Genomic DNA, 20234 nt, shown 5'->3' on the forward strand with positions numbered 1-20234 from the left:
AATGATAACCAAAGAGAAGGGCGATTGATTTTTTCAGAGCCCTTATACGTGCAAAAAAAAGAACCGATTCCTTATGAAATCGGCTCAGGAAATTAAGCGAAATGTTTGCGGAGGGTATGAAGGGCATGCTCTCCCATAACTTTCTTTCCATATTCCTCAAGTCTGTGCACCGTGACTTTGGATTGGCTGCCATATTCTGCAATAATGCTCAGGAGATTATCCATTTCTTCTTCAGCCTGCTCATCTGTAAACTCTGTATACAAGAAGTAGTGTGAATTCAATGCATAAAGACTGTTTGTAAACCCTGAAAGGCCCGTTTTCGCTAAAGAAATCAAGTCTTCAAAATCATTAAAATGAATCACATATTCAAGCTGCGGCGGCTGATCTTCCTGTTCCGCAGTGGATTTGGAGAAATGATCATCCATTAAACTGTCGATGTTCTCATCAACAGGGATCTCATGATATTTATCATCGCTTATCGGCAGTTCGAGCTTCTGTCCATCTTTCGACATCTGTGCTCTCGTAACTACAACTTCCAGACCTTTGTCCATTGCCTGAACCTGAATCCACAGCGGCCCTTCCATCATAAAGTCTTCCTCTTCATGTACTTCGTCCATCATTTCCCAGAACAATTCTTCGCTGCGTTCACGGTTGTACCAGATTTCATCCCGGTCAAAACCGCGTTCTTCTATATCGCCATAGGAAATGTAAAATTTCACAGTGTGCTCATTAATGCGTTCAATTTCCATGGATTACACTTCCCTTCTATTTTTGATGTTGAAGGGACAACTAAACCCCCGATAGTTGCACTTTCCTACACTTTACCCCAAAGCTGTATTATTTAACCGCCTTAATGCTTACCACAATCTTCTCATGCCAGTCAACCCGCCATGAGAATCTTGTACTCCTATTTTATGATAAATCGGCTGTAAATGAAATAAAAAAACACTGAAATGGATGAAAACAGTTATTAACCCACGAGAAGGCATAAAGCGGAGGGGAATTCATATATTTGGTACAAGCACAAGCCTATTTAGTGAAGCAAACGGGGGTATTGGATGGAGCAGGAGTTTCTCATATCGTTATTCATGATTATTGGCATTGATCTGATTCTAGGCGGGGATAATGCCATCGTAATAGCCATGGCAAGCAGAAATTTACCCGAGAAACAAAGACAAAAAGCCATTATTATCGGAACCTTCTTAGCCATAGCCCTGCGCACCGCACTAACGACTGTCGCAGTTTACCTGCTTACCATTCCTTACCTTCAGCTGGCGGGGGGAATTTTTCTGCTGTATATATCATTCGGGTTAATGTGCGGCGGAGATGAAGATGAGGAACATGTAAAAAGCCATGGAAGCCTCTGGAAAGCGGTACGGACGATTGTAGCTGCTGATGTGCTGATGGGGCTCGATAACGTGATTGCCGTCGCCGGTGCCGCCAACGGACATACGATGCTTGTCGTAACAGGACTTTTCATATCCATTCCGGTTATTATATGGGGAAGCAAATTTGTCTTAAAGCTTATTGATCGGTTTCCTTATTTACTCTATGTTGGCGGCGGGATGCTTGCTTATACGGCCGGCAAAATGATTTCTCATGAAGACCAGCTTCAGTTCCTCGCAGACCGGCCGATGTTTCTTGAAGCGATTCCGTATTTTACGGTTCTCATCTTTGTTATAAGCGGTATTATAACGAAAAAGAAGAATTTAAACACTTAAAAAGCCTTCCGGTCCGGAAGGCTTCTGGTTTATTCATTTACTAAGCGCTGTGCTTCACGCAGCTGGTACGTACGGACTTTTCTAGGCAAAAAGCGGCGGATTTCATCTTCATTGTATCCCACCTGAAGACGTTTTTCATCAATCATGATCGGCCTTCTCAGAAGACCCGGATAATCCTGGATAAGCTGATATAGATCCTGCAGAGGCATGCTCTCAAGGTTTACGTTTAATTTTTGGAATATTTTAGACCTGGTGGAAATAATCTCATCCGTTCCGTCCTCTGTCATCCTCAAAATTTCTTTAATTTCATTGATGGACATGGTGTCGGATAAAATATTTCTTTCAGTATAAGGAATTTCATGTTCTTCGAGCCACGCCTTTGCTTTTCTACATGAAGTACAGCTTGGTGATGTATACAATGTTACCATTTAATTTCACTCCTCTGTACATAGTTTAAAATAAAATTACTTTAAACAAGTAATATCTATTGCTCATTATACTATAAAAAAGTAAGTTAGTGAATATCTTTTCAGCAAAACTTTGACAACTTCGTTACAATTCCTACTCAATCAACTTATCCATTGTTAAAAATGAAAATGGAAATATTCAAACAGGATATCTGAAAGAAATTTCAAAGAAGCACTGCCCAGCGTGTCATTTAAACACACATTCTCATTTAGCTCTCTTCATCGAAAATATCATTGAGCTCGTCATCGCTTCTGATTTTGAGCACATCTGATACATCTTCATAAGAACGGCCGTACCATTCCTTATCCTTATACGTATGAATCTGTTTGTAGGTTTCCTTCATTGCGGAAAAAATTTCTGATTCAGGCCTGTCGTTAGGAGACCAGTATAGGATCTCCATGTGGTTCACTTCATTAGTGGCAAGAGACTTTCTTGCATATCCGATAGAGCTTGCGTGATGAAACCCTTCCCTTTGATAAAACTTCAGCCGCTTTGCCGTATCAAGATCTGTTTCATCAACAGGCTCAACCTCCAAGATGATTGGCTTGTTCTTTTCTTTCATTCTGGAAATCAGTTTGTGGCCCAAACCTTCTCCACGGGCGTCCTTGGAGACATATATGTAATCGATAAACAGGAAATCCTCCAGCTCTGCGAACATCAAAACATGCTTTGGACCTTCATCCTTATAGTAAATATCTCCCTTTTCTTTCAAAAGGGCCTCTATATGCTCACGTGACTTCATCTCTTCAATTGGAAAGTACTGACTCAGTTTCTCATACCAATTCATTCATTCTCTCCTAATTTGTAGTTGTATAGATAATTTACCCATTTGCCTCATGCATAAACATAAAAATGTACACTTCACATAATTAACTGAAAATTCCATTATAATAACGTATAATGATTTTAAGGAGCTGACGAATATGCTTGCCTACTTTACTGACTTTGCTTTGTTCTCATTATTTGTTATTGGATTAACGGCAACGATGGGAGTTATCGCCAACGGGATTGGATCAGGGTTATTTGGCGGGAAAGAGAGAGCCAAGTATTATCAGCAATCAGTGAATACACAAAAAGGATGGAATCGGGTAAAGAGGAAATAACCGCAGGCTGAGCGTGCAGCCTGCGGTCTTTTTCTTTTATTTTTCCAGGGGAGTGTAATCCACCCCTTTAGTATAGCGGCTGCCGGCATTCCATAACAGAAACTCATTAATTCCTTCTTCATTCAGCGCTTTGATCTGCGCCTCCACTTCCGATTTTCCATATTTAATATAATTTCCCGATCCTAGATAGGATGCAGTGAAATCCTGGAGCCATGGCCGCGAAATTGGAGGAGTTTTTAATTCAGCCAATTTTTTGTTTTCCACCTTTGTATATTCTTTAACAAGCTTGTAGGGCTCTGTATCGGGCTTTTCAATCCCAAAGTAAGGTCCCCAGTGGCTCGGGTAGATCATGGAAGAGATCACGTCCACATTTTCTGATATTTTGCTGAAATTCTGGCCGATTCCGGGAGCTTCAGGAATGGTAGCAGAATAGCCGAATATATCCACTGATACTTTCACGCCATATGGCTTTAATTCCTTGCGGGCATATTCTACAAAGTCCGTCACAGCCTGAACCCGTTTTTGAGTATTATCACGGCTGTCTTTCTGATAATCTCCTTCGCTGTAAGTCAGCCTTTTATCTTTCGTTTCAAACCCCTCAGGAAAACGGACATAATCAAACTGGATTTCTTTAAAACCCATTTTAGCAGCTTCCTTTGCCGCCTCTACGTTGTATTCCCACACCTCTTTGACAAACGGATTGACGAATTTGTCACCGCCGCCGTTTTCCCAAACTTCTCCGTTCTCCTTGTAGGACCATTCCGGTTTTTGTTCTGCCAGAACCGAATCTTTGAAAACCACGACCCGGGCGATGGGATAAATCTTATGTTCCTCAAGCTTTTTCATCATTTCTTTTGGTTCTTTTATGTAGGACTGGCTGACGTCATAAAATGAAGATTCTTTATCAGGCTTAAAGGTCAAATTGCCATGATCATCTTTTACATCAATCACCATACTGTTTAATTCTGTATCGTCCATCATTTTCAGCAGAGAATCCATCTTTTCTCCTCCGGCAGAGGATCCGGTCACATAGATTCCTCTAACGGCATCAGGGTATTCGAAGCTGTACCCTGAGTCATACTCGAACCTGGGCATATGCTGAGGGAGTTTTTTTTCAGGGATTGCGATTTCACTCATGGCCAGCGGCTTGCTTTCCGCTGCTGCAGCAGATAAGGCAGGTCCTGCAATGGCCACCGCACATCCCGCTGCGGCAACTTTTAACATTACTTTTTTAATCAATCCGGTTCCTCCTTTTTTTTATCTCTTTCTTTAAGTATAGGGAAGTTCTTGATAGGTTGATAGTGGATACCCTGTTTATAATGACAAAATGAGACATTTGACGCAGTCCTCAGGTAATCCATTGCCCACTTTATTCCACAATGCTTCATCTGGTACATAAACCAAAAAACGCGCCAGGCTGTACCGGCGCATTTTCTAATTCTATTATACTGTAGCAGAATACTGTTTTTGGTATTGATCGAATTCTTCTTTGGAACACATAACAAAATGTCCAGGTGTCACTTCTCGGAATTCCATCTCTTCGCCAGGCTGGCTCTTATGCTTAGAAGGATCATATGTCTTTCTGACGCGGGTGCGCTCATAATCCGGATCCGGCAGCGGGATGGCGGAAAGCAATGATTTCGTGTACGGATGAATAGGATTTCTGTACAGCTCCTCAGCCGTAGCCAGCTCAACCAGTTTTCCGAAGTACATTACCCCAATTCGGTCGCTGATGTATTTAACCATGGATAAATCATGCGCGATGAATAAATACGTCAGCCCCTTATCCTTTTGGAGCTGCTTCATTAAATTCACAACCTGGGCCTGAATGGAAACATCCAAAGCAGAAATCGGCTCATCAGCGATGATAAAGTCAGGCTCTACAGCCAAAGCACGTGCAATTCCGATACGCTGGCGCTGACCTCCGCTGAATTCATGAGGATAGCGGTTGGCGTGCTCACGGTTCAATCCGACTGTTTCCAGCAGCTCATAAACGCGCTCCAGCCTCTCCTTCTTCGTTTTCGCCAACCCATGAATATCAATTCCTTCGGCAATAACGTCTACTACTTTCATTTTGCCATTAAGGGAAGCGGAAGGATCCTGAAAAATCATTTGCATTTTACGGTTAAGCTGCTTTAGTTCTTTTTTGGATTTTTTCCCGTGAACGTTCTCGCCATTGAAAATAACGTCGCCGTCTGTCGCATCATAAAGCCGGATAATCGTTCTGCCCGTCGTAGACTTTCCGCAGCCGGATTCACCAACAAGTCCAAGCGTTTCCCCTTTAAATATCTCAAAGGATAAGTCATCTACAGCCTTTACCATGTTCGGCTTCCCTATGTTAAAGTACTGCTTCAGGTTTTTTACTTCAAGTAATTTTTCAGCCACTTATTTCCCCTCCTTCGCTGCAGGGAACATTTTCATCCGTTTGCGGACAGCTTCAGGCGGCTCCACAGCTGGAGCGTCCGGGTGCAGAAGCCATGTTGCTGCATAATGAGTGTTGGACACTTTAAAAAACGGAGGCTCCTTCTCCATATCAATCTGCATCGCATATTCGCTCCGCAATGCAAAGGCATCTCCCGCAGGAGGATTGAGCAGATTTGGAGGAGTTCCCGGTATTGAATAAAGTTCTTCTTCTGTTGCGTCAAGACTTGGCATAGAGCTCAAAAGGCCCCACGTGTACGGATGCTTCGGATTGTAAAAGATCTCGTCTACCGTTCCGATTTCCACTATTTTTCCGCCGTACATAACCGCTACACGATCAGCTACGTTTGCAACGACTCCCAAATCATGGGTTATAAAAATGATCGATGTGTCAATTTTTTTCTGTAAATCCTTCATCAATTCAAGAATTTGCGCCTGAATGGTTACATCAAGAGCTGTTGTCGGTTCATCCGCAATCAACACCTTCGGATTGCAGGCAAGCGAAATAGCAATCACGACACGCTGCCTCATCCCGCCGGAAAATTGATGAGGGTATTGCTCAAAACGGGCTTCCGCATTCGGAATCCCAACAAGGCGCAGTAAATCAATCGCTTGTTTCTTCGCTGTTGCTTTGCTGGCTTTTTGATGTTTAATAATCGGTTCCATTATCTGACGTCCGATTTTCATTGTCGGATTCAGGGAAGTCATCGGATCCTGGAAAATCATTGAAATGTCTTTACCGCGAATCTTCTGCATTTCTTTCTCGCTGACTTTAGTCAAATCCTTGCCATTAAATAAAATTTGACCTTCTTTGTATTCAGAGTTGCTTTCCGGCAGAAGCCTCATGATACTTTTTGTTGTAACGGATTTTCCAGAGCCCGATTCACCAACAATCGCAAGCGTCTCTCCTTTAAACAAGTCAAAGGATACACCGCGGATCGCTTTTACTTCTCCTCCAAATGTATGAAAAGATATATTTAAATCCTTAACTTCCAACATTTTTTCCATGTTTTCCACCTGCCTCTACTAATCGCGCATTTTCGGATCCAGCGCATCGCGCAGACCGTCTGCCAGCATATTAAAGCTAACCATAATAATACTCATAATGACTGCAGGGTATATCAACAGATGCGGGTGCAGCCTCATCGTTCTATATCCATCATCAATCAAGGTTCCAAGAGATGCCAGTGGATCCTTCAGCCCGAGCCCGATGAAGCTTAAGAAAGCCTCGAAGAAGATGGCACTTGGTATAGTAAACATTGTGTTAATGATAATTACTCCTACAAGATTTGGCAACAAATGTTTAATCATAATCCGGAGGTTTGAAGAACCGAGAGTCCTGGATGCAAGCACAAATTCCTGGTTCTTGTATTTAATGACTTGAGCACGCACGACCCTTGCCATAGTCGTCCATCCTGTAATCGTTAACGCGATTGTAATGGATAAGATACCTGGTTTTAAAACAATGATCATTAAGATTACGATAACCAGGTTTGGTATACCTACAAGAATTTCAATAATCCGTTGCATGAAGGAATCTAGACGTCCTCCGAAGTACCCGGAGATTACACCATATGCAACACCAATTACCATATCAATGGCTGCTGCTAAGAAAGCGATATAAAGCGAAACCTGAGTCCCTTTCCAAATACGGGTGAATTGATCCCGTCCGAGAGCGTCTGTTCCAAACCAGTAATATTCATCTACTTTCTTCAGTTCATATGCGTTGTATTCTGTACCATTTTTTCTTTCTGCCATACCGTCAAAAGGGAGCCAGCCAATATTTTCCAAACCCTGAATCCGTGGCGGTAAATTGTTATGTGAGACCGTTTGCGTATCGAAATCCTTCCCGCTGACGAAAGGTCCTAAAAATGCCATCATGATAAGCAATGCCAGAGCGATCAAACTTAAAATAGCTGCTTTGTTTTTCCGAACCCTCAGCCAGGAATCCTGCCAAAAGCTCAGACTTGGTTTATTAATGACCTCTGCTTCACGAGAATCAACCTGTACTGGCTGAAACGATTTCTGATCAAACTCTTCTTTAGGCTGTGCCATTATTTCTTCCCTCCTGCTACCCTGATCCGTGGATCAATGACTCCATATAAAATATCCACAACAAGTATGATGAGGATAAACAGAGCTGCAAACAAAATAGTCGTCCCCATGATAACCGGATAGTCATTAACATTAATCGATGTAACGAACTGTTCACCAATTCCTGGCACAGCAAAAATTTTCTCTACTACTAGAGATCCGGTCATCAAACTGATTGCCAATGGCCCAAGCACAGTTACAACCGGGATGAGGGCATTTCTCATTGCATGTTTAAACGCAACCTCCCAGTAGTTAGACCCCTTTGCTTTTGCCAACGTTATATAATCCGAGTTTAATACATCAATCATTTCTGTTCTCATAAATCTGGCTGCAATGGATAGCGGAAAAATGGATAGGGCAATTGTCGGCAAAATACTGTACTCCGGTCCATTCCAGAAAGCAACTGGAAGCCAACCTAATTTTACGACGATAAAATATTGGAGCAGTGCCGCAAATACGAAGGATGGTACAGATTTACCCAGGACAGCAATCAGAGTAGAGCCGTAGTCCATCCAAGTATTTTGTCTCAGTGCGGAAATTATCCCAAGAAATATCCCAAGGAAACCGCCTAACAGCATTGCCTGAAACCCAATTGTTGCAGATGGTCCTATCCGATCGGAGATTAATGCAGTTACTGGAGTATTATCAAAAGTGAAGGAAGTACCAAGGTCTCCTTTTGCAACACTCACCATATATTTTGTGTACTGAACAGGCAGAGGTTCATTTAACCCATACTGCTCCTTTAACATCTCGAGCTGATCAGGTGACAGTTTGTTCGCATTTGTAAACGGAGTACCCGGTATAATTTTCATGAGGAAAAACGTAACCGAAGTAATAATAAACAGTGTAATCAGCATAAATAAAATACGCTGTGCAATATATTTAACCATGCTCGCACCTCCTGGAAACACTAAGATACCGCCGAATTATTCATTATTCGACAAAATAAATGGAGAGAAAAGGGAGTATAGGATTTAGCGTATACTCCCTTTTCTCTTTTTTTCTTTTAACCTGTCAAACTTCTATTATTCTGTAACTTTAATCCACTTGTAAGAATATTCTGGTCCATTTAAGTGATAGACAAAGCCATCAACTTTAGGAGCAACCAGTACGTTAGCTGCACGCTGGTAAACCGGGGCAAGACCAGCATCGTCCATCAGGACTTTTTCAGCTGCTTGAAGAGCTTCAAAACGCTTGCCTGGCTCTGCAGCCAGTTCGCCTGTTGCTTGTTTCAGAAGTTTATCATACTCAGGGTTAGAGTATGCCATTCTGTTGGATCCGCCGTCTGTGATCCATAGGTCAGAGAACGAAATCGCATCTGCGTAATCAGGACCCCATCCAGCAAATTGAATGTCATATTCCATTTTCGTATCAAGATCAAGACGTACGGAGAATGGAACACTCTTAAGGTTGATTTTCAAACCTGGAAGGTTTTTCTCAAGCTGATTTTTCATATAAGCATCTGTTTTCTTAGCAGAGTCTGTGTCTCCGCCGATATAATCAAGTGTAACTTCTTTTTTGCCGATTTCTTTCAAGCCTTGTTCCCAAGCCTTTTGAGCTTCTTCAAGGTTGTATGTCAGCATGTCTCCATTTGCCTCACGGAAATCCTCACCCGTATCAGGATGTTTAACAAATTCTTTTGGTACAGCATAATTTGCCGGTACAGATCCGTTGTTCAGGATGCTTGCAGCGAGGTCTTCTTTGTTGAAGCCTTGTGCAATTGCTTTTCGGATGTTCACGTTTGCCAAAGCTTCGTCTTTTTGGTTCAGCTTCAACCAGAAAATTGTCGGCTCAAGCCATTTAACCAGGTTTTCGTCGCCTTCATATTGAGGTACAACGTCAGAAGACAGCTTTCCAGTGACATCTGCTTCACCGCTGTCGAAAAGATTTGCTGCTGTGGCGGAATCCTTAACAACGTTGAAGTTGATCTTTGTCAATGTTACGTTATCTTTATCCCAATAGTTGTCATTCTTTTCCATAGTCCATTTTTCTTTCGTATTACCGCCCCAGTCAGACATTACGAAAGGTCCGTTAAATACGAGGTTATCAGCATTCATACCGTACTCTTTCCCTTTTTCAGTAACAAATTTCTCGTTTTGAGGGTAGAACGTAGCAAATGCCATTAGGGATTTGAAGAATGCGATTGGTTTAACAAGTGTGATTTCAAGAGTGGTATCATCAATAGCTTTAATTCCAAGTTCTTCCGGCTTCATTTCGCCTGCTGCGATTTCAGCGGCATTTTTAATTTTTCCAGACATCATATAAGGACCGTAAGGAGATTTTGTTTCAGGGTTAATAGCACGCTGCCAAGCGAATACAAAGTCGCTTGCTTTAATCTGATCACCGTTCGACCATTTAGCATTTTCATTCAGCTTAACCGTAGCGACTGTATCGTCCTCGTTCCATTCAGGATCGCCTTTTGCCACTCCGTCAACAGTCTGCTGATCTTTATCCGTGCGGTAAAGACCTTCGCCTACGTTGTTAAGCATAGACAAGCTGATTGTATCCTCTGCAAGTGCACTGTCTAATGAAGGAATAGCAGAAGTCTCAAGAACTGTGATTTCCTGTGGTACGTCAGCTGCGGGTTTTTCTGTATTTTCCCCTTCGCTGCCGCCGCCTGAAGGTTTAGCTGAGTTTCCTCCTCCGCCATAGCATGCAGATAAGAATAGGCTTAGTACCAGAGTAAGTACTAAAAGTAGTGAAAATTTAGTCTTTTTCACAAAGTTGACCTCCCTTTTATTTTCTGAGAATTCTTACAAGGACTATTATACAAGTTTTTGAATATTTGTACATGTGTTTTTTTTAAAAAGTTTACAATATTGAAATAAAATTAAGAATTCCAGCCTAGTTTAGTAGTTAGTAAGCCCTAAAAACCCTTTATTTATATTGGCTTTTTACACAATCCCTGCCTACTCGCTGCTGCTTTAAAGTAAAGTTGTAAAATTACCGTAAACTTCTGTATTATGTTGTAATGTATAATAGAAATTGGGTATAATTGTAGGAATATATTCCTTGATGCTATTTTTGTTCAATAATGATTTTAGATAAAAATATTATGGCGATACTAGTATTATGAATAGTGCAAAGAGAGGGATTGCAAATGAAAATCGGTTTTATTTTATTTGTTGGCGGCCTTGCTGCCTCATTGATCATCTCCATCTTACTGTATGGCTCTGTGACACTGCTCTCCCTGATTAATCTTTTGTTCCTCATTGGCGGAGCATTCTTATTCACCGCATTGTTTATCATGGTGGCCCAGGGCGGATTTTTTGATGGAATTACCTACAGCTTCAGAAGAACATTTCAATCCGGAGGCAGAGATTTAAGCAGAGAAGAAGCAGATGAAATGAGGCCGTTCTCTGAGCTGCTCTCCTTGCCTTTTATTCCGATTATGCTGGCAGGCGCTTCTTTAACAGGTGTTATGCTCGTTTGTCTGGGGTTTTTTTACGCTTAGCTTGCACGAAAAGCAATTCTTTTTTATAATATGAAACAGTTAAATGCATCGGCTGAGAGAGAGAGAAGTAGGCGAATCCTTCATTTTCAGAGAGTCTGTGGTTGCTGGAAACAGACAATGAACTTCGCTGAATGGACTTTTGAGCCGCATTCCGAACAGCAATCAGTAGGCAATGCCGTATTCCTGCGTTAAAGGATGCTAAGAGGCTTTTCTAATTTGGAGAGCAATCAGGGTGGTACCACGGTCTATTCGTCCCTTTTCAGGGATGAATGGGCCTTTTTTTATTACGTATTAAGAGGAGTGGTTTCTATTGAAAACAATTTTTTCCGGAATTCAGCCGAGCGGAGCTGTCACAATCGGCAACTACATTGGCGCCATGAAGCAGTTTATCGAGCTTCAAAATGATTACAACAGCTATTTCTGCATCGTCGATCAGCATGCTATAACCGTGCATCAGGATAAAGCCAAGCTTCGGGAGAGCACTCGCAGTCTCGCTGCTTTGTATGTCGCCATAGGGCTTGACCCTGAAAAAGCTACTCTGTTTATTCAGTCAGAAGTACCTGCACACGCTCAGGCGGGATGGATGCTTCAATGCGTCGCGTACATCGGCGAGCTCGAGCGCATGACGCAATTTAAAGATAAATCGTCAGGCAAGGAAGCCGTTGCTGCCGGTTTATTAACCTATCCGCCTCTTATGGCAGCGGACATTCTCCTTTATGGAACAGATCTTGTTCCTGTTGGCGAAGATCAAAAGCAGCACATTGAATTGACCCGGGATTTAGCAGAGCGCTTTAACCGCAAGTACAACGACATTTTCACTATTCCAGAAGTGCGCATACCAAAAGTCGGAGCCCGCATCATGTCCCTGGCTGAACCAGCCAGAAAAATGAGCAAGTCCGATCCGAACACTAAATCCTTTATTACTCTGCTCGATGAGCCGAAGCAAATTGAGAAAAAAATCAAAAGCGCAGTCACCGATTCTGAAGGGATTGTGAAATATGATAAAGAAAATAAACCGGGTGTTTCCAATCTCCTTTCCATTTATTCCATCTTTACAGGAATGAGTACAGAAGAACTTGAAGCAAAATATGAAGGCAAAGGATACGGAGATTTCAAGGGAGACCTTGCCCAAGTCGTCGTCAATGAAATCGTTCCAATTCAAAAGCGGTATTATGAATTAATGGAAACGGACGAATTGGACCGGATTCTCGATGATGGAGCAGAACGCGCAAACCGTGCAGCAAATAAAATGCTGAAAAAAATGGAAAATGCGATGGGATTAGGAAGGAAACGAAAATAACCCTCCCTTTCTCTCAGAAAAAAGAGGCTGAGACAAAAGGTTCCCGGTTAATCAAAAAAACCGAACTATTATTTGAAACTCTGATATAGAGCTTCGTAATCGTTCGGTTTTATTCGTTTTCATGTTTTTTTCAAAGGCTTTGTTCATGTATGATGTTGATTTATTACCACCTGATGTTTGGAGTGGAAGGCATGAGACTCCTGCGGGAACAGCGGGAAAGGTGAGACCCCGCAGGCGCAAAGCGGCGAGGAGGCTCACCGCCCGCCCATGGATAAGCGAATGCCTGCTAACTGCAATCAACAGCCGAGTTTAACAGAGCTTTTTCAAAAGAAAAATTCGGCTTTAATGACTATATTTTTAGATATGTCCCAGCCTCTTTTCTTTATTTACTATTTTCAGCTTTCCATTCTGACTCTAGATGAGAATCTTTTGATGACTCGCTCATTCTCCAATACGTAATGAAGCTGACCGCAATACAAGCAGCTACATATACGTAGAAAAGCCACTCCACTCCCATACTTTTCATCCATAGGGCTATAAATTCAGCTGTCCCCCCAAAGACTGCTACTGTAACAGCATATGGAAACCCTACGCCGAGAGCCCTGATTTGGGTCGGGAAAAGCTCTGCTTTCACAATGGCATTTATAGAAGTATACCCCGTTACAATAATCAGTCCTGCCATCATAAGCAAAAACGCACCGACTGGACTGGATGTCTGCTCAAGAAGCAGGAACAGCGGAACGGTAAGCAATGTTCCAAGAATTCCAAAGCCCATCAGTAAAGGTCTTCTGCCAATTCGGTCTGAAAGTCCCCCGGCAAGCGGCTGAAGGACAATAAAGATCAATAACGCCAAGAAGTTAATCCAGCTGACCGTCTCTTTAGGAATTCCTGACGTGTTGATCATAAACTTTTGCAGGTAAGTGGTATATGTATAAAACGCGACTGTTCCCCCAAGGGTTAATCCCACAACCGTAAGAACTGCCCTTGGATGCTTTAAGAGAGCTTTCAGTGTACCGGCATTCGACTTTTTTTTCTTTCCCATCTTTTCAAATTGCTCCGACTCATCCATGGTCCGCCGCAGCCACAAAACTGCCAGTGCCCCCATTGCCCCAATGACAAACGGAATTCTCCACCCCCAGGAGCTCATATCTGCTTCACTGAGCAATTGCTGAAGAATAATCTGAACTCCAAGAGCTGTAAGCTGGCCGGCAACAAGTGTAACATACTGAAAACTCGAGTAAAATCCGCGTCGGCCCGTGCTTGCCATTTCTGATAAGTAAGTTGCGGATGTCCCATACTCTCCACCCAGCGAAAGGCCTTGAAGGAGTCTGGCCAGCACAAGAATAATCGGAGCCATAACACCGATTGAACTGTAGCCCGGCGTACATGCGATAATGAGAGAGCCTGCAGCCATAACCGTAATGGACAAAGTTAAGGCTGCTCTCCTGCCATGCCTGTCCGCATACCTCCCCAATAATAAACTTCCGATCGGTCTCATCAAAAATCCAACAGCAAATATGGCAGCCGTGTTGAGCAGCTGGCTGGTCGGATCACCCTGCGGGAAAAATTCAGCCGAAAAATAAACGGCGAAGGCTGAATAGACGTACCAGTCGTACCACTCAATCAGATTCCCTACTGATCCTTTAAAAATATTCCCCGTGATGCGCTTTGTACTGGCATGATTACCTGAAACAGACATAATGAAGAATCCCCCTTGCTGCGTTAACGATTTAAAGGATGTTAGCGCTTCACCTGGTAGTATAACGCACTTTTTCCATGATTTGTATAGGGATATTGGGATAGAAAAACCCCTCATTCTACTCCTGCTAAAGGAGTAAGATAAAGGGCTTGTCCGCTTTCTTTAGTTTACTTTTGATTCGTGCTCCGTTTCCCATAGCTTCTCAAAAAAAGGCTGTCCTTTAACAAGGTTCTCACAAAGAGCTTTATGTCTGGCCGACCAGCCGTTCATGGTTTCTGAACAGAGCTTTTCAAAGACATCATGGAAGGCAAGGTGTTTGATTTGCTCGTACTCGCGGGGATTCCATTCAGTATACCAATATTTTATTTCAGCTGTGTTCTGAGTAGTTTGCAGCTGATCCAGCGCCATAAAAAGCAGCTGCTTCAGCTGGCGTTCTTTTCTTGTCAGTCCTCTCATGTGATCAGGCCCCAGCGATAGAATGTGAAACTCTTTTTCCTCCCCATGCAGCGGACCGTGGAAAGGATAATCACCCGGTTCCACATCCTTCACCATTTCATAAACCAACTGTTCCTGGCGGGGGATTAATCGGCTTTTTCGGACAGGGATGCTGTAGCCGATCGTATCCACAGCAATGATCCCCTGTCCATCCGTTACGACGAAGCAGTAATCCAGTTGAATTCGTTCATGATTTTTCCGGATGTAGGCTTTTTGATGAATGTCTTTCAGGAGGCTTTGCGGAATTTCGGAAAGATCATTTTCTATATAGCGGAACAGCAGCTGATTCACCTTTATTAGAGGCACCTGATCGAGCAGTTCAACGCTATCATCCTTTCGCCATTCGTGAAAATGGCACACGTTATATCCATTTTCTTCTCCCTCAAACCAATTGACCCAAACATCATGAAGAAACAACATGTTTTACCCCTCACCTTCAAATTCTGTTTGTCAATCAGTATAGGCAGGACAACCTGAAAATATTCCAATATCTTCAGATTATGGACGCATTTTCTATTCTATTTTCAAGTCTTGGATGATCCTTTCGGCAGGCACTGTAAAAAGGGCATGTGTATCAGTTCCATTTTTATCCATATATTTCTTTACTGCAAAATAGCCTGCAGTGTACCCTAGCATTTTAGGATACATTCCTAATCCATACATCAGTTTATCGAACTGCCGGTCCTCCTGTTTTACTTTCTTGTTCGGCAGAATATGCTTCTTCCAAAACTGTTTTAGCTGCGTCTCCGCATACAGCCTGGTCCATCCTGCCGCTTGATCCTCTCCCAGGATTTCACGCACCGCATTCTCTGCCAACCCTTCCATAATCACAACATCTGTCAGCGTATAATCCTTTTCTCTTTTTGGATTTTTTTCAAGCCGGCAAATATGATGATACTCATGGATCAGTAATGCCTTTATCGCCGTTTTCGGAACGTCCGGGGAAAGAAAAAGAAAAAGCTTATCAAAAAATGCGAGACCTGATTTTCCTCCATATTCACGCTGAATCTTGGCATTTGATAAATCTCCCGGGAGCAGGAATACTGGCACATTAGGTCCCTCCCATTTTTTGCGCAAGTCTTCCACCTCTCTTTTCACATACGCCCACATTTTTTCTTCTTTTAATGCCTGAACGGTTTTTTTTGCAGATTCCGGATTTTTGTATAGCCCAAAAGTAAGCAAATATTGAATAAGCGTCTTTTCACTTCGGTCAGGAAAGTAGGGTTTTAGCTTTTTCCCCAGTTCATTCAAAGGAACCGCTTCCTCAAACCATTGATCTGTCCGGATCACACCCATTGCCATCACCTCTTAGTTAAGGTATGTATGAACAGATGAAAACGGGAGGCATCACAGGAGAATTTTAATGGGGTGGAAAGGCTATAGTAATCTTGCGGCTGGAATCGCTGCATGAATCGGGTGTTCTGTCTGCGGCGGAGAAAGGTGGGCGGCAGGCTGCGCTAGCGCTTTAGTGCTGGAAAGGGGTGAGGGTCAGAGACATGACTCCTTCAGCCCTTAAGCAACATGGAATGGCGGAAAAGGTGCCGGAGCTTTAGTGCGGCAGCGAAAGCGGGGCCAGGCACGGGGCCAGTCCCCACTTGCTTCACCGCAGGCGGGGTCAGAGACCTATGTTCCTGAAGCCTTGAACAGCAAGGAATTGGAGAGATCGTGCCAGAGCTTTATCGCTTTACCAGAGTGAGGGTCAGGCACCTCCCAGCCCACTAAATAAAACCGCCGATTCAAAAGAATCGGCGGTTATGGTTATTGATATTTCTTAAACAGCAGGGTCGCGTTATGTCCTCCGAAGCCCAGTGAGTTGCTTAAAACAACGTTGACTTCTTTCTTGCGCGCTTCGTTCGGAACATAGTCCAAATCACATTCCGGGTCCGGATTGTCCAGATTAATGGTAGGAGGAATGATTCCTTCCTTAATCGCAAGCACGGAGAATATGGCTTCGATTCCGCCAGCAGCTCCGAGCAAGTGTCCCGTCATGGACTTTGTTGAACTGATGGCCAGTTTTTGCGCATGATCGCCGAAAACTTCCTTAATGGCGAGCGTTTCGAATTTATCGTTGTATTGTGTGCTTGTGCCATGCGCATTGATATAGTCGACATCTTCCGGCTTGAGGCTTGCGGTTTCAATCGCCTGTTTCATCGCTCGTACGCCGCCTTCCCCGCCTGGAGCAGGTGCTGTAATATGGTAGGCATCGCCTGTTGCCCCATAGCCTACGACTTCCGCGTATATATTTGCTCCTCGGGCCAGAGCGTGTTCAAGCTCTTCCAGAACAAGAATACCAGCACCTTCACCCATTACGAATCCATCACGGTCCGCATCAAATGGACGGCTTGCTTTGGCTGGATCGGGATTGGTTGACAGAGCTTTACTTGAGCTGAATCCTGCAAAAGCCATCTGGGAAAGCGGGGCTTCTGCTCCTCCTGAAATCATAACATCCGCATCACCGCGTTCAATGACCCGGTAGGCGTCCCCAATGGAGTTTGTTCCTGTAGCACATGCTGTAACCGTACAGGCATTAAATCCTTTTGCTCCAAGTGCAATGGAAACCTGTCCAGCTGCCATATCTGGAATCATCATCGGAACAAAAAACGGGCTTACGCGCTTTGGCCCTTTTTCCATAAGGATCCGATGCTGCGTTTCGAATGTTTCCATGCCCCCGATTCCGGAGCCAACCCATACCCCGACACGCGGTGCGTTCTCGTCTGTAATTTCAAGCTTTGCATCTTCAACTGCCATAAAGGAAGCCGCTACTGCATATTGAGTAAACCTGTCCATTTTCCGCGCTTCTTTTTTATCCATATACTGCTCAGGATCAAAATCCGTAATTTCCCCGGCAACTTTTGCAGGATAGTCATCCGGATTAACCCGGGTGAGCGGCTTAATTCCTGATATTCCTTTTATTGCATTGGCCCAGGAAGTTTCTGCATCCAAACCTAAAGGACTGACAGCTCCCAGTCCTGTAACCACGACTCTTTTCTTTTCCATCTCCAAGACACCTCATCTTTTTTGATTAGAATAGATTAACGAACTACCGTCCCCATCTCATGGCAATGGCGCCCCATGTCAGGCCTCCGCCAAATCCTACCATAACAAGCAGATCTCCGTCTTTTATTTTACCAGCTTCCAGCTCTTCTACAATGCTTAATGGAATAGAAGCCGCTGATGTATTTCCAAACTTGTTGACCGTTTTAGACATTTTTTCAGGAGGCAGATCCAGCCGCTCCCTCGCCGCCTCCATAATGCGGATGTTCGCCTGGTGCGGGACAAGAAAATCCACATCATCCTTGCCTAACCCTGCTTTTTCCAATACTTTCACGCTGGATTCACCCATTTGTCTGACCGCAAATTTAAATACTTCCCGTCCGTTCATGATGATAAATTCATCCTGATACAAATGCTTGGCACCGCTTCCGTCTGCACCAAGATCAAAGGAGAGAATTCCTTTTCCTTCTGATACAGGCCCTAAAACGGCAGCACCGGCGGCATCTCCAAAGAGGACGGCCGTGTTCCGGTCTTCCCAATCGGTAATTTTAGATAACTTTTCAACACCTACAACAAGTATATTTTTATAAACTCCGGTTTCAACAAACTGCTTACCTGTTACAAGGCCATACATGAATCCTGCACAGGCAGCACTGATATCCATCGCAGGAATTTGTCTTGCGCCGAGCCTCTCCTGAATGCGGCAGGCTACGGAAGGGAAAGGCCGGTCCGGAGTAACCGTAGCGACAAGAATCATATCCAGTTCCTGTGCTGAAATCCCTGCGTGCTCCAATGCTTTTTCTGCGGCCATAAACGCCATGTCAGATGTATCAATGTCATCGCTTGCTATGCGTCTTTCTTCAATTCCAGTACGGGTACGGATCCATTCGTCTGACGTATCCATCCGTTTCTCAAGATCATGATTAGTAATCACATTTTCAGGGATATACCGGCCAATTCCGATAATTCCAGCATTCATATGTGCAGCCCCTTTATTATTAGTTTTTTGCCTAACTGGACTCTTGTCCGCCGATTTGCGTTTTTTATGCAGGATCAGCATCTGCTCTGTGAGCTCAATCGGCCAATCTAATTTTTAACATCAAATATTATGACTTGGTCCTAATTTTAGCGTATCTTTCTTTTTTTTTCAATCATTCTGTTGCAATCGTCCATTCACATTTACCTTGTTTACATAGACTGGTATCATCAGAACCGGAAGTTCAGGCAGGTGAAAAAAATGGCTAATCCTCAAAAAAACAGGTTTGATCAGCTCATGTTCGGCGGCCGTCAGGACCAGGCAAAGCAAAAAGAAGATTCTCCGGAACAAATGACAGAAGCCAAGACGGAAGAAACGGACGCCGGCGATGCCGATTATATGACCATCATGATGCAGGTAAGTGATATTATGGGTTCACTAAAAGATATGAAGCCCATGCTTAAAAACCTTAGTCCGATGCTCGACTTAATCAAAAAGAAACTGAACGATTAATGCCCCTTGGCTAAGCGGATGGCGGAAGGCTGCATGAAAGGCGTTTGCAGCGCGGAAAAAGGCTTGATCCACTATTGAATCAAGCCTTTCCTTTATTCTGCTGAATCCTTCTTGCCCATTTCATAGGCTTCGGCCATTACTTTATTGAAAAGCCCAAGCAACGGCTGAACATGTTCCATTGACAGCTCAAGTCCAAGCCCATCCAGCTGCTGTTTAGCCTCTGGAAAATACTTCATTGCAATCTGCATGAATTCCATTTGTTTTGGGTGCTGTTCCATTGATCTGTCTCCTTCGGCTATAAAGATTCCCGCTTGTCCAGCGGATGCCCTATTACTATATGATGAAATCCTGAATCAGACAAGCGCTTTAGGAGCCGTACAAAAATGGGTAAAGCTCCATATGCGTTTGCAGCTGTTCAAGTCCTTTTTCGAGAGAAGTCTTCTGTGTGAGCGGGTACTGGTTATCTGCCCTTACTCCATTTCCCGGGAGATAATAGGATTGTCCCTTGGTCCCTTCCCCGAACGCTATATCGATAACCGCTGCTGCTGCATCCTCTATAAATAAACCCGGGTCATCGTTAAAAGGAGGAAACGTAAAATCAGATGCTGCCCAGCGATTCAGTTCTTCAGTGGCAGGCTGCCAAGGGCCGTAAAGCGAGCCAAGGTAGATCAGGGTTTCGTTTTCTCCAGCCGCTCTTTCCCCATTAGTTAAAATCATGCTGATTACATGCAAGGCTTCAACCTCAATAACGTTTTCCGGATGATTAAAGACAACCCCGCATTCCTTTAAATTGGGGTGGTCCTCCCTGCAAACCGGTGTAAAGAGAGCATTCCTTCCGATGGTAAGCCACTTTTCCTCCATCGTCCGTTTTTCATGCTTATTCCCTGGCTGATCAAAAACAGCTTTTACCGGGACCCCTCTTTCCACCAGCTCTCCGCATAATGCAAATCCAAGAAACGTCTGCGCTCCTAAAACAGCTGCCTGCTTCATGGTATT

21 protein-coding genes and 1 other annotated feature are annotated in these 20234 nt (G+C 43.6%); of the genes, 5 read left to right on the forward strand and 16 right to left on the reverse strand.

From position 1 onward, the window contains the following. Nucleotides 1-92: 92 nt before the first annotated feature. Nucleotides 93-749 carry an adaptor protein MecA gene (gene mecA / locus ACQCVE_RS11250; protein WP_426845290.1) on the reverse strand — a complete coding sequence of 219 codons (657 nt, stop codon included), beginning with the start codon at nt 747-749 and terminating at the stop codon, nt 93-95. A gap of 309 nt (nt 750-1058) precedes the next feature. Between mecA and ACQCVE_RS11255 the strand changes: the two genes are divergently transcribed. Continuing rightward, nucleotides 1059-1721 carry a TerC family protein gene (locus ACQCVE_RS11255; RefSeq protein WP_426862858.1) on the forward strand — a complete coding sequence of 221 codons (663 nt, stop codon included), beginning with the start codon at nt 1059-1061 and terminating at the stop codon, nt 1719-1721. 29 nt (nt 1722-1750) lie between these two features. Here the strand turns inward: ACQCVE_RS11255 and spxA are convergent, their stop codons facing one another. Both spxA and ACQCVE_RS11265 read right to left on the reverse strand, forming a co-directional pair. Further along, on the reverse strand, nt 1751-2149 hold the full coding sequence (gene spxA, locus ACQCVE_RS11260; RefSeq protein ID WP_426845286.1) for a transcriptional regulator SpxA: 399 nt from the start codon (nt 2147-2149) through the stop codon (nt 1751-1753). A 248-nt stretch (nt 2150-2397) separates the two neighbouring features. Further along, nucleotides 2398-2976 carry a GNAT family N-acetyltransferase gene (locus tag ACQCVE_RS11265; protein WP_426862860.1) on the reverse strand — a complete coding sequence of 193 codons (579 nt, stop codon included), beginning with the start codon at nt 2974-2976 and terminating at the stop codon, nt 2398-2400. 136 nt (nt 2977-3112) lie between these two features. Between ACQCVE_RS11265 and ACQCVE_RS11270 the strand changes: the two genes are divergently transcribed. Then, nucleotides 3113-3292, forward strand: coding sequence for a hypothetical protein (locus tag ACQCVE_RS11270; RefSeq protein WP_426862862.1), 180 nt, complete (start codon nt 3113-3115; stop codon nt 3290-3292). Nucleotides 3293-3328: 36 nt separating this feature from the next. Here ACQCVE_RS11270 and ACQCVE_RS11275 read toward each other — a convergent pair whose 3' ends face one another. The 6 genes from ACQCVE_RS11275 to ACQCVE_RS11300 all read right to left on the reverse strand — a co-directional run bounded on the left by ACQCVE_RS11275 (nt 3329) and on the right by ACQCVE_RS11300 (nt 10527). Further along, nucleotides 3329-4516: a putative glycoside hydrolase gene (locus tag ACQCVE_RS11275; protein WP_426845328.1), complete on the reverse strand. Its 1188-nt coding sequence runs from the start codon at nt 4514-4516 to the stop codon at nt 3329-3331. A gap of 219 nt (nt 4517-4735) precedes the next feature. Next, nucleotides 4736-5677, reverse strand: coding sequence for an ABC transporter ATP-binding protein (locus ACQCVE_RS11280; protein WP_426845280.1), 942 nt, complete (start codon nt 5675-5677; stop codon nt 4736-4738). After that, nucleotides 5678-6721, reverse strand: coding sequence for an ABC transporter ATP-binding protein (locus ACQCVE_RS11285; RefSeq protein WP_426845278.1), 1044 nt, complete (start codon nt 6719-6721; stop codon nt 5678-5680). Nucleotides 6722-6739: 18 nt separating this feature from the next. After that, the gene (gene opp3C, locus ACQCVE_RS11290; protein ID WP_426845276.1) at nt 6740-7768 is read right to left on the reverse strand and encodes an oligopeptide ABC transporter permease; all 1029 of its coding nucleotides are present in this window, start codon (nt 7766-7768) and stop codon (nt 6740-6742) included. Beyond that, the gene (gene opp3b, locus ACQCVE_RS11295; RefSeq protein WP_426862863.1) at nt 7768-8697 is read right to left on the reverse strand and encodes an oligopeptide ABC transporter permease; all 930 of its coding nucleotides are present in this window, start codon (nt 8695-8697) and stop codon (nt 7768-7770) included. Before opp3b ends, opp3C begins: the two co-directional genes overlap by 1 nt. Nucleotides 8698-8832: 135 nt before the next feature. After that, the gene (locus ACQCVE_RS11300) at nt 8833-10527 is read right to left on the reverse strand and encodes a peptide ABC transporter substrate-binding protein (protein WP_426845272.1); all 1695 of its coding nucleotides are present in this window, start codon (nt 10525-10527) and stop codon (nt 8833-8835) included. A 380-nt stretch (nt 10528-10907) separates the two neighbouring features. On the opposite strand from ACQCVE_RS11300, the gene ACQCVE_RS11305 reads away from it, so the two are divergent. After that, nucleotides 10908-11261, forward strand: coding sequence for a DUF3899 domain-containing protein (locus ACQCVE_RS11305; protein WP_426845270.1), 354 nt, complete (start codon nt 10908-10910; stop codon nt 11259-11261). A 45-nt stretch (nt 11262-11306) separates the two neighbouring features. Next, nucleotides 11307-11521: a binding site (T-box leader), on the forward strand. A gap of 50 nt (nt 11522-11571) precedes the next feature. Further along, nucleotides 11572-12561 (forward strand): tryptophan--tRNA ligase, encoded by a 990-nt coding sequence (gene trpS, locus ACQCVE_RS11310; protein ID WP_426845268.1) that lies wholly within the window; start codon nt 11572-11574, stop codon nt 12559-12561. 382 nt (nt 12562-12943) lie between these two features. Here the strand turns inward: trpS and ACQCVE_RS11315 are convergent, their stop codons facing one another. From ACQCVE_RS11315 to ACQCVE_RS11335, 5 genes are all read right to left on the reverse strand, one after another. Continuing rightward, complete coding sequence (locus ACQCVE_RS11315) at nt 12944-14260, reverse strand: MFS transporter (RefSeq protein ID WP_426845266.1); 1317 nt, start codon at nt 14258-14260, stop codon at nt 12944-12946. Nucleotides 14261-14422: 162 nt separating this feature from the next. Further along, nucleotides 14423-15175: a YjbA family protein gene (locus tag ACQCVE_RS11320; protein WP_426862865.1), complete on the reverse strand. Its 753-nt coding sequence runs from the start codon at nt 15173-15175 to the stop codon at nt 14423-14425. Nucleotides 15176-15268: 93 nt separating this feature from the next. Next, nucleotides 15269-16051: a DUF2268 domain-containing protein gene (locus ACQCVE_RS11325; protein WP_426845262.1), complete on the reverse strand. Its 783-nt coding sequence runs from the start codon at nt 16049-16051 to the stop codon at nt 15269-15271. Nucleotides 16052-16513: 462 nt separating this feature from the next. Next, on the reverse strand, nt 16514-17752 hold the full coding sequence (gene fabF, locus ACQCVE_RS11330) for a beta-ketoacyl-ACP synthase II (RefSeq protein ID WP_426845260.1): 1239 nt from the start codon (nt 17750-17752) through the stop codon (nt 16514-16516). Nucleotides 17753-17795: 43 nt separating this feature from the next. After that, a complete protein-coding gene (locus ACQCVE_RS11335) occupies nt 17796-18728 on the reverse strand; it encodes a beta-ketoacyl-ACP synthase III (protein ID WP_426845258.1) in 933 nt (310 codons plus the stop codon). A 258-nt stretch (nt 18729-18986) separates the two neighbouring features. Here ACQCVE_RS11335 and ACQCVE_RS11340 point away from each other — a divergent pair, with 258 nt between their 5' ends. After that, nucleotides 18987-19238 carry a hypothetical protein gene (locus ACQCVE_RS11340; RefSeq protein ID WP_426845256.1) on the forward strand — a complete coding sequence of 84 codons (252 nt, stop codon included), beginning with the start codon at nt 18987-18989 and terminating at the stop codon, nt 19236-19238. 92 nt (nt 19239-19330) lie between these two features. Here ACQCVE_RS11340 and ACQCVE_RS11345 read toward each other — a convergent pair whose 3' ends face one another. Both ACQCVE_RS11345 and ACQCVE_RS11350 read right to left on the reverse strand, forming a co-directional pair. Beyond that, nucleotides 19331-19516 (reverse strand): ComZ family protein, encoded by a 186-nt coding sequence (locus ACQCVE_RS11345; protein WP_426845255.1) that lies wholly within the window; start codon nt 19514-19516, stop codon nt 19331-19333. Between the two features lie 88 nt (nt 19517-19604). Next, nucleotides 19605-20228 carry a hypothetical protein gene (locus ACQCVE_RS11350; RefSeq protein ID WP_426862867.1) on the reverse strand — a complete coding sequence of 208 codons (624 nt, stop codon included), beginning with the start codon at nt 20226-20228 and terminating at the stop codon, nt 19605-19607. Nucleotides 20229-20234: the final 6 nt, after the last annotated feature.

Source organism: Metabacillus sp. 113a, assembly GCF_050107635.1.
GTDB lineage: Bacteria > Bacillota > Bacilli > Bacillales > Bacillaceae > Metabacillus_B.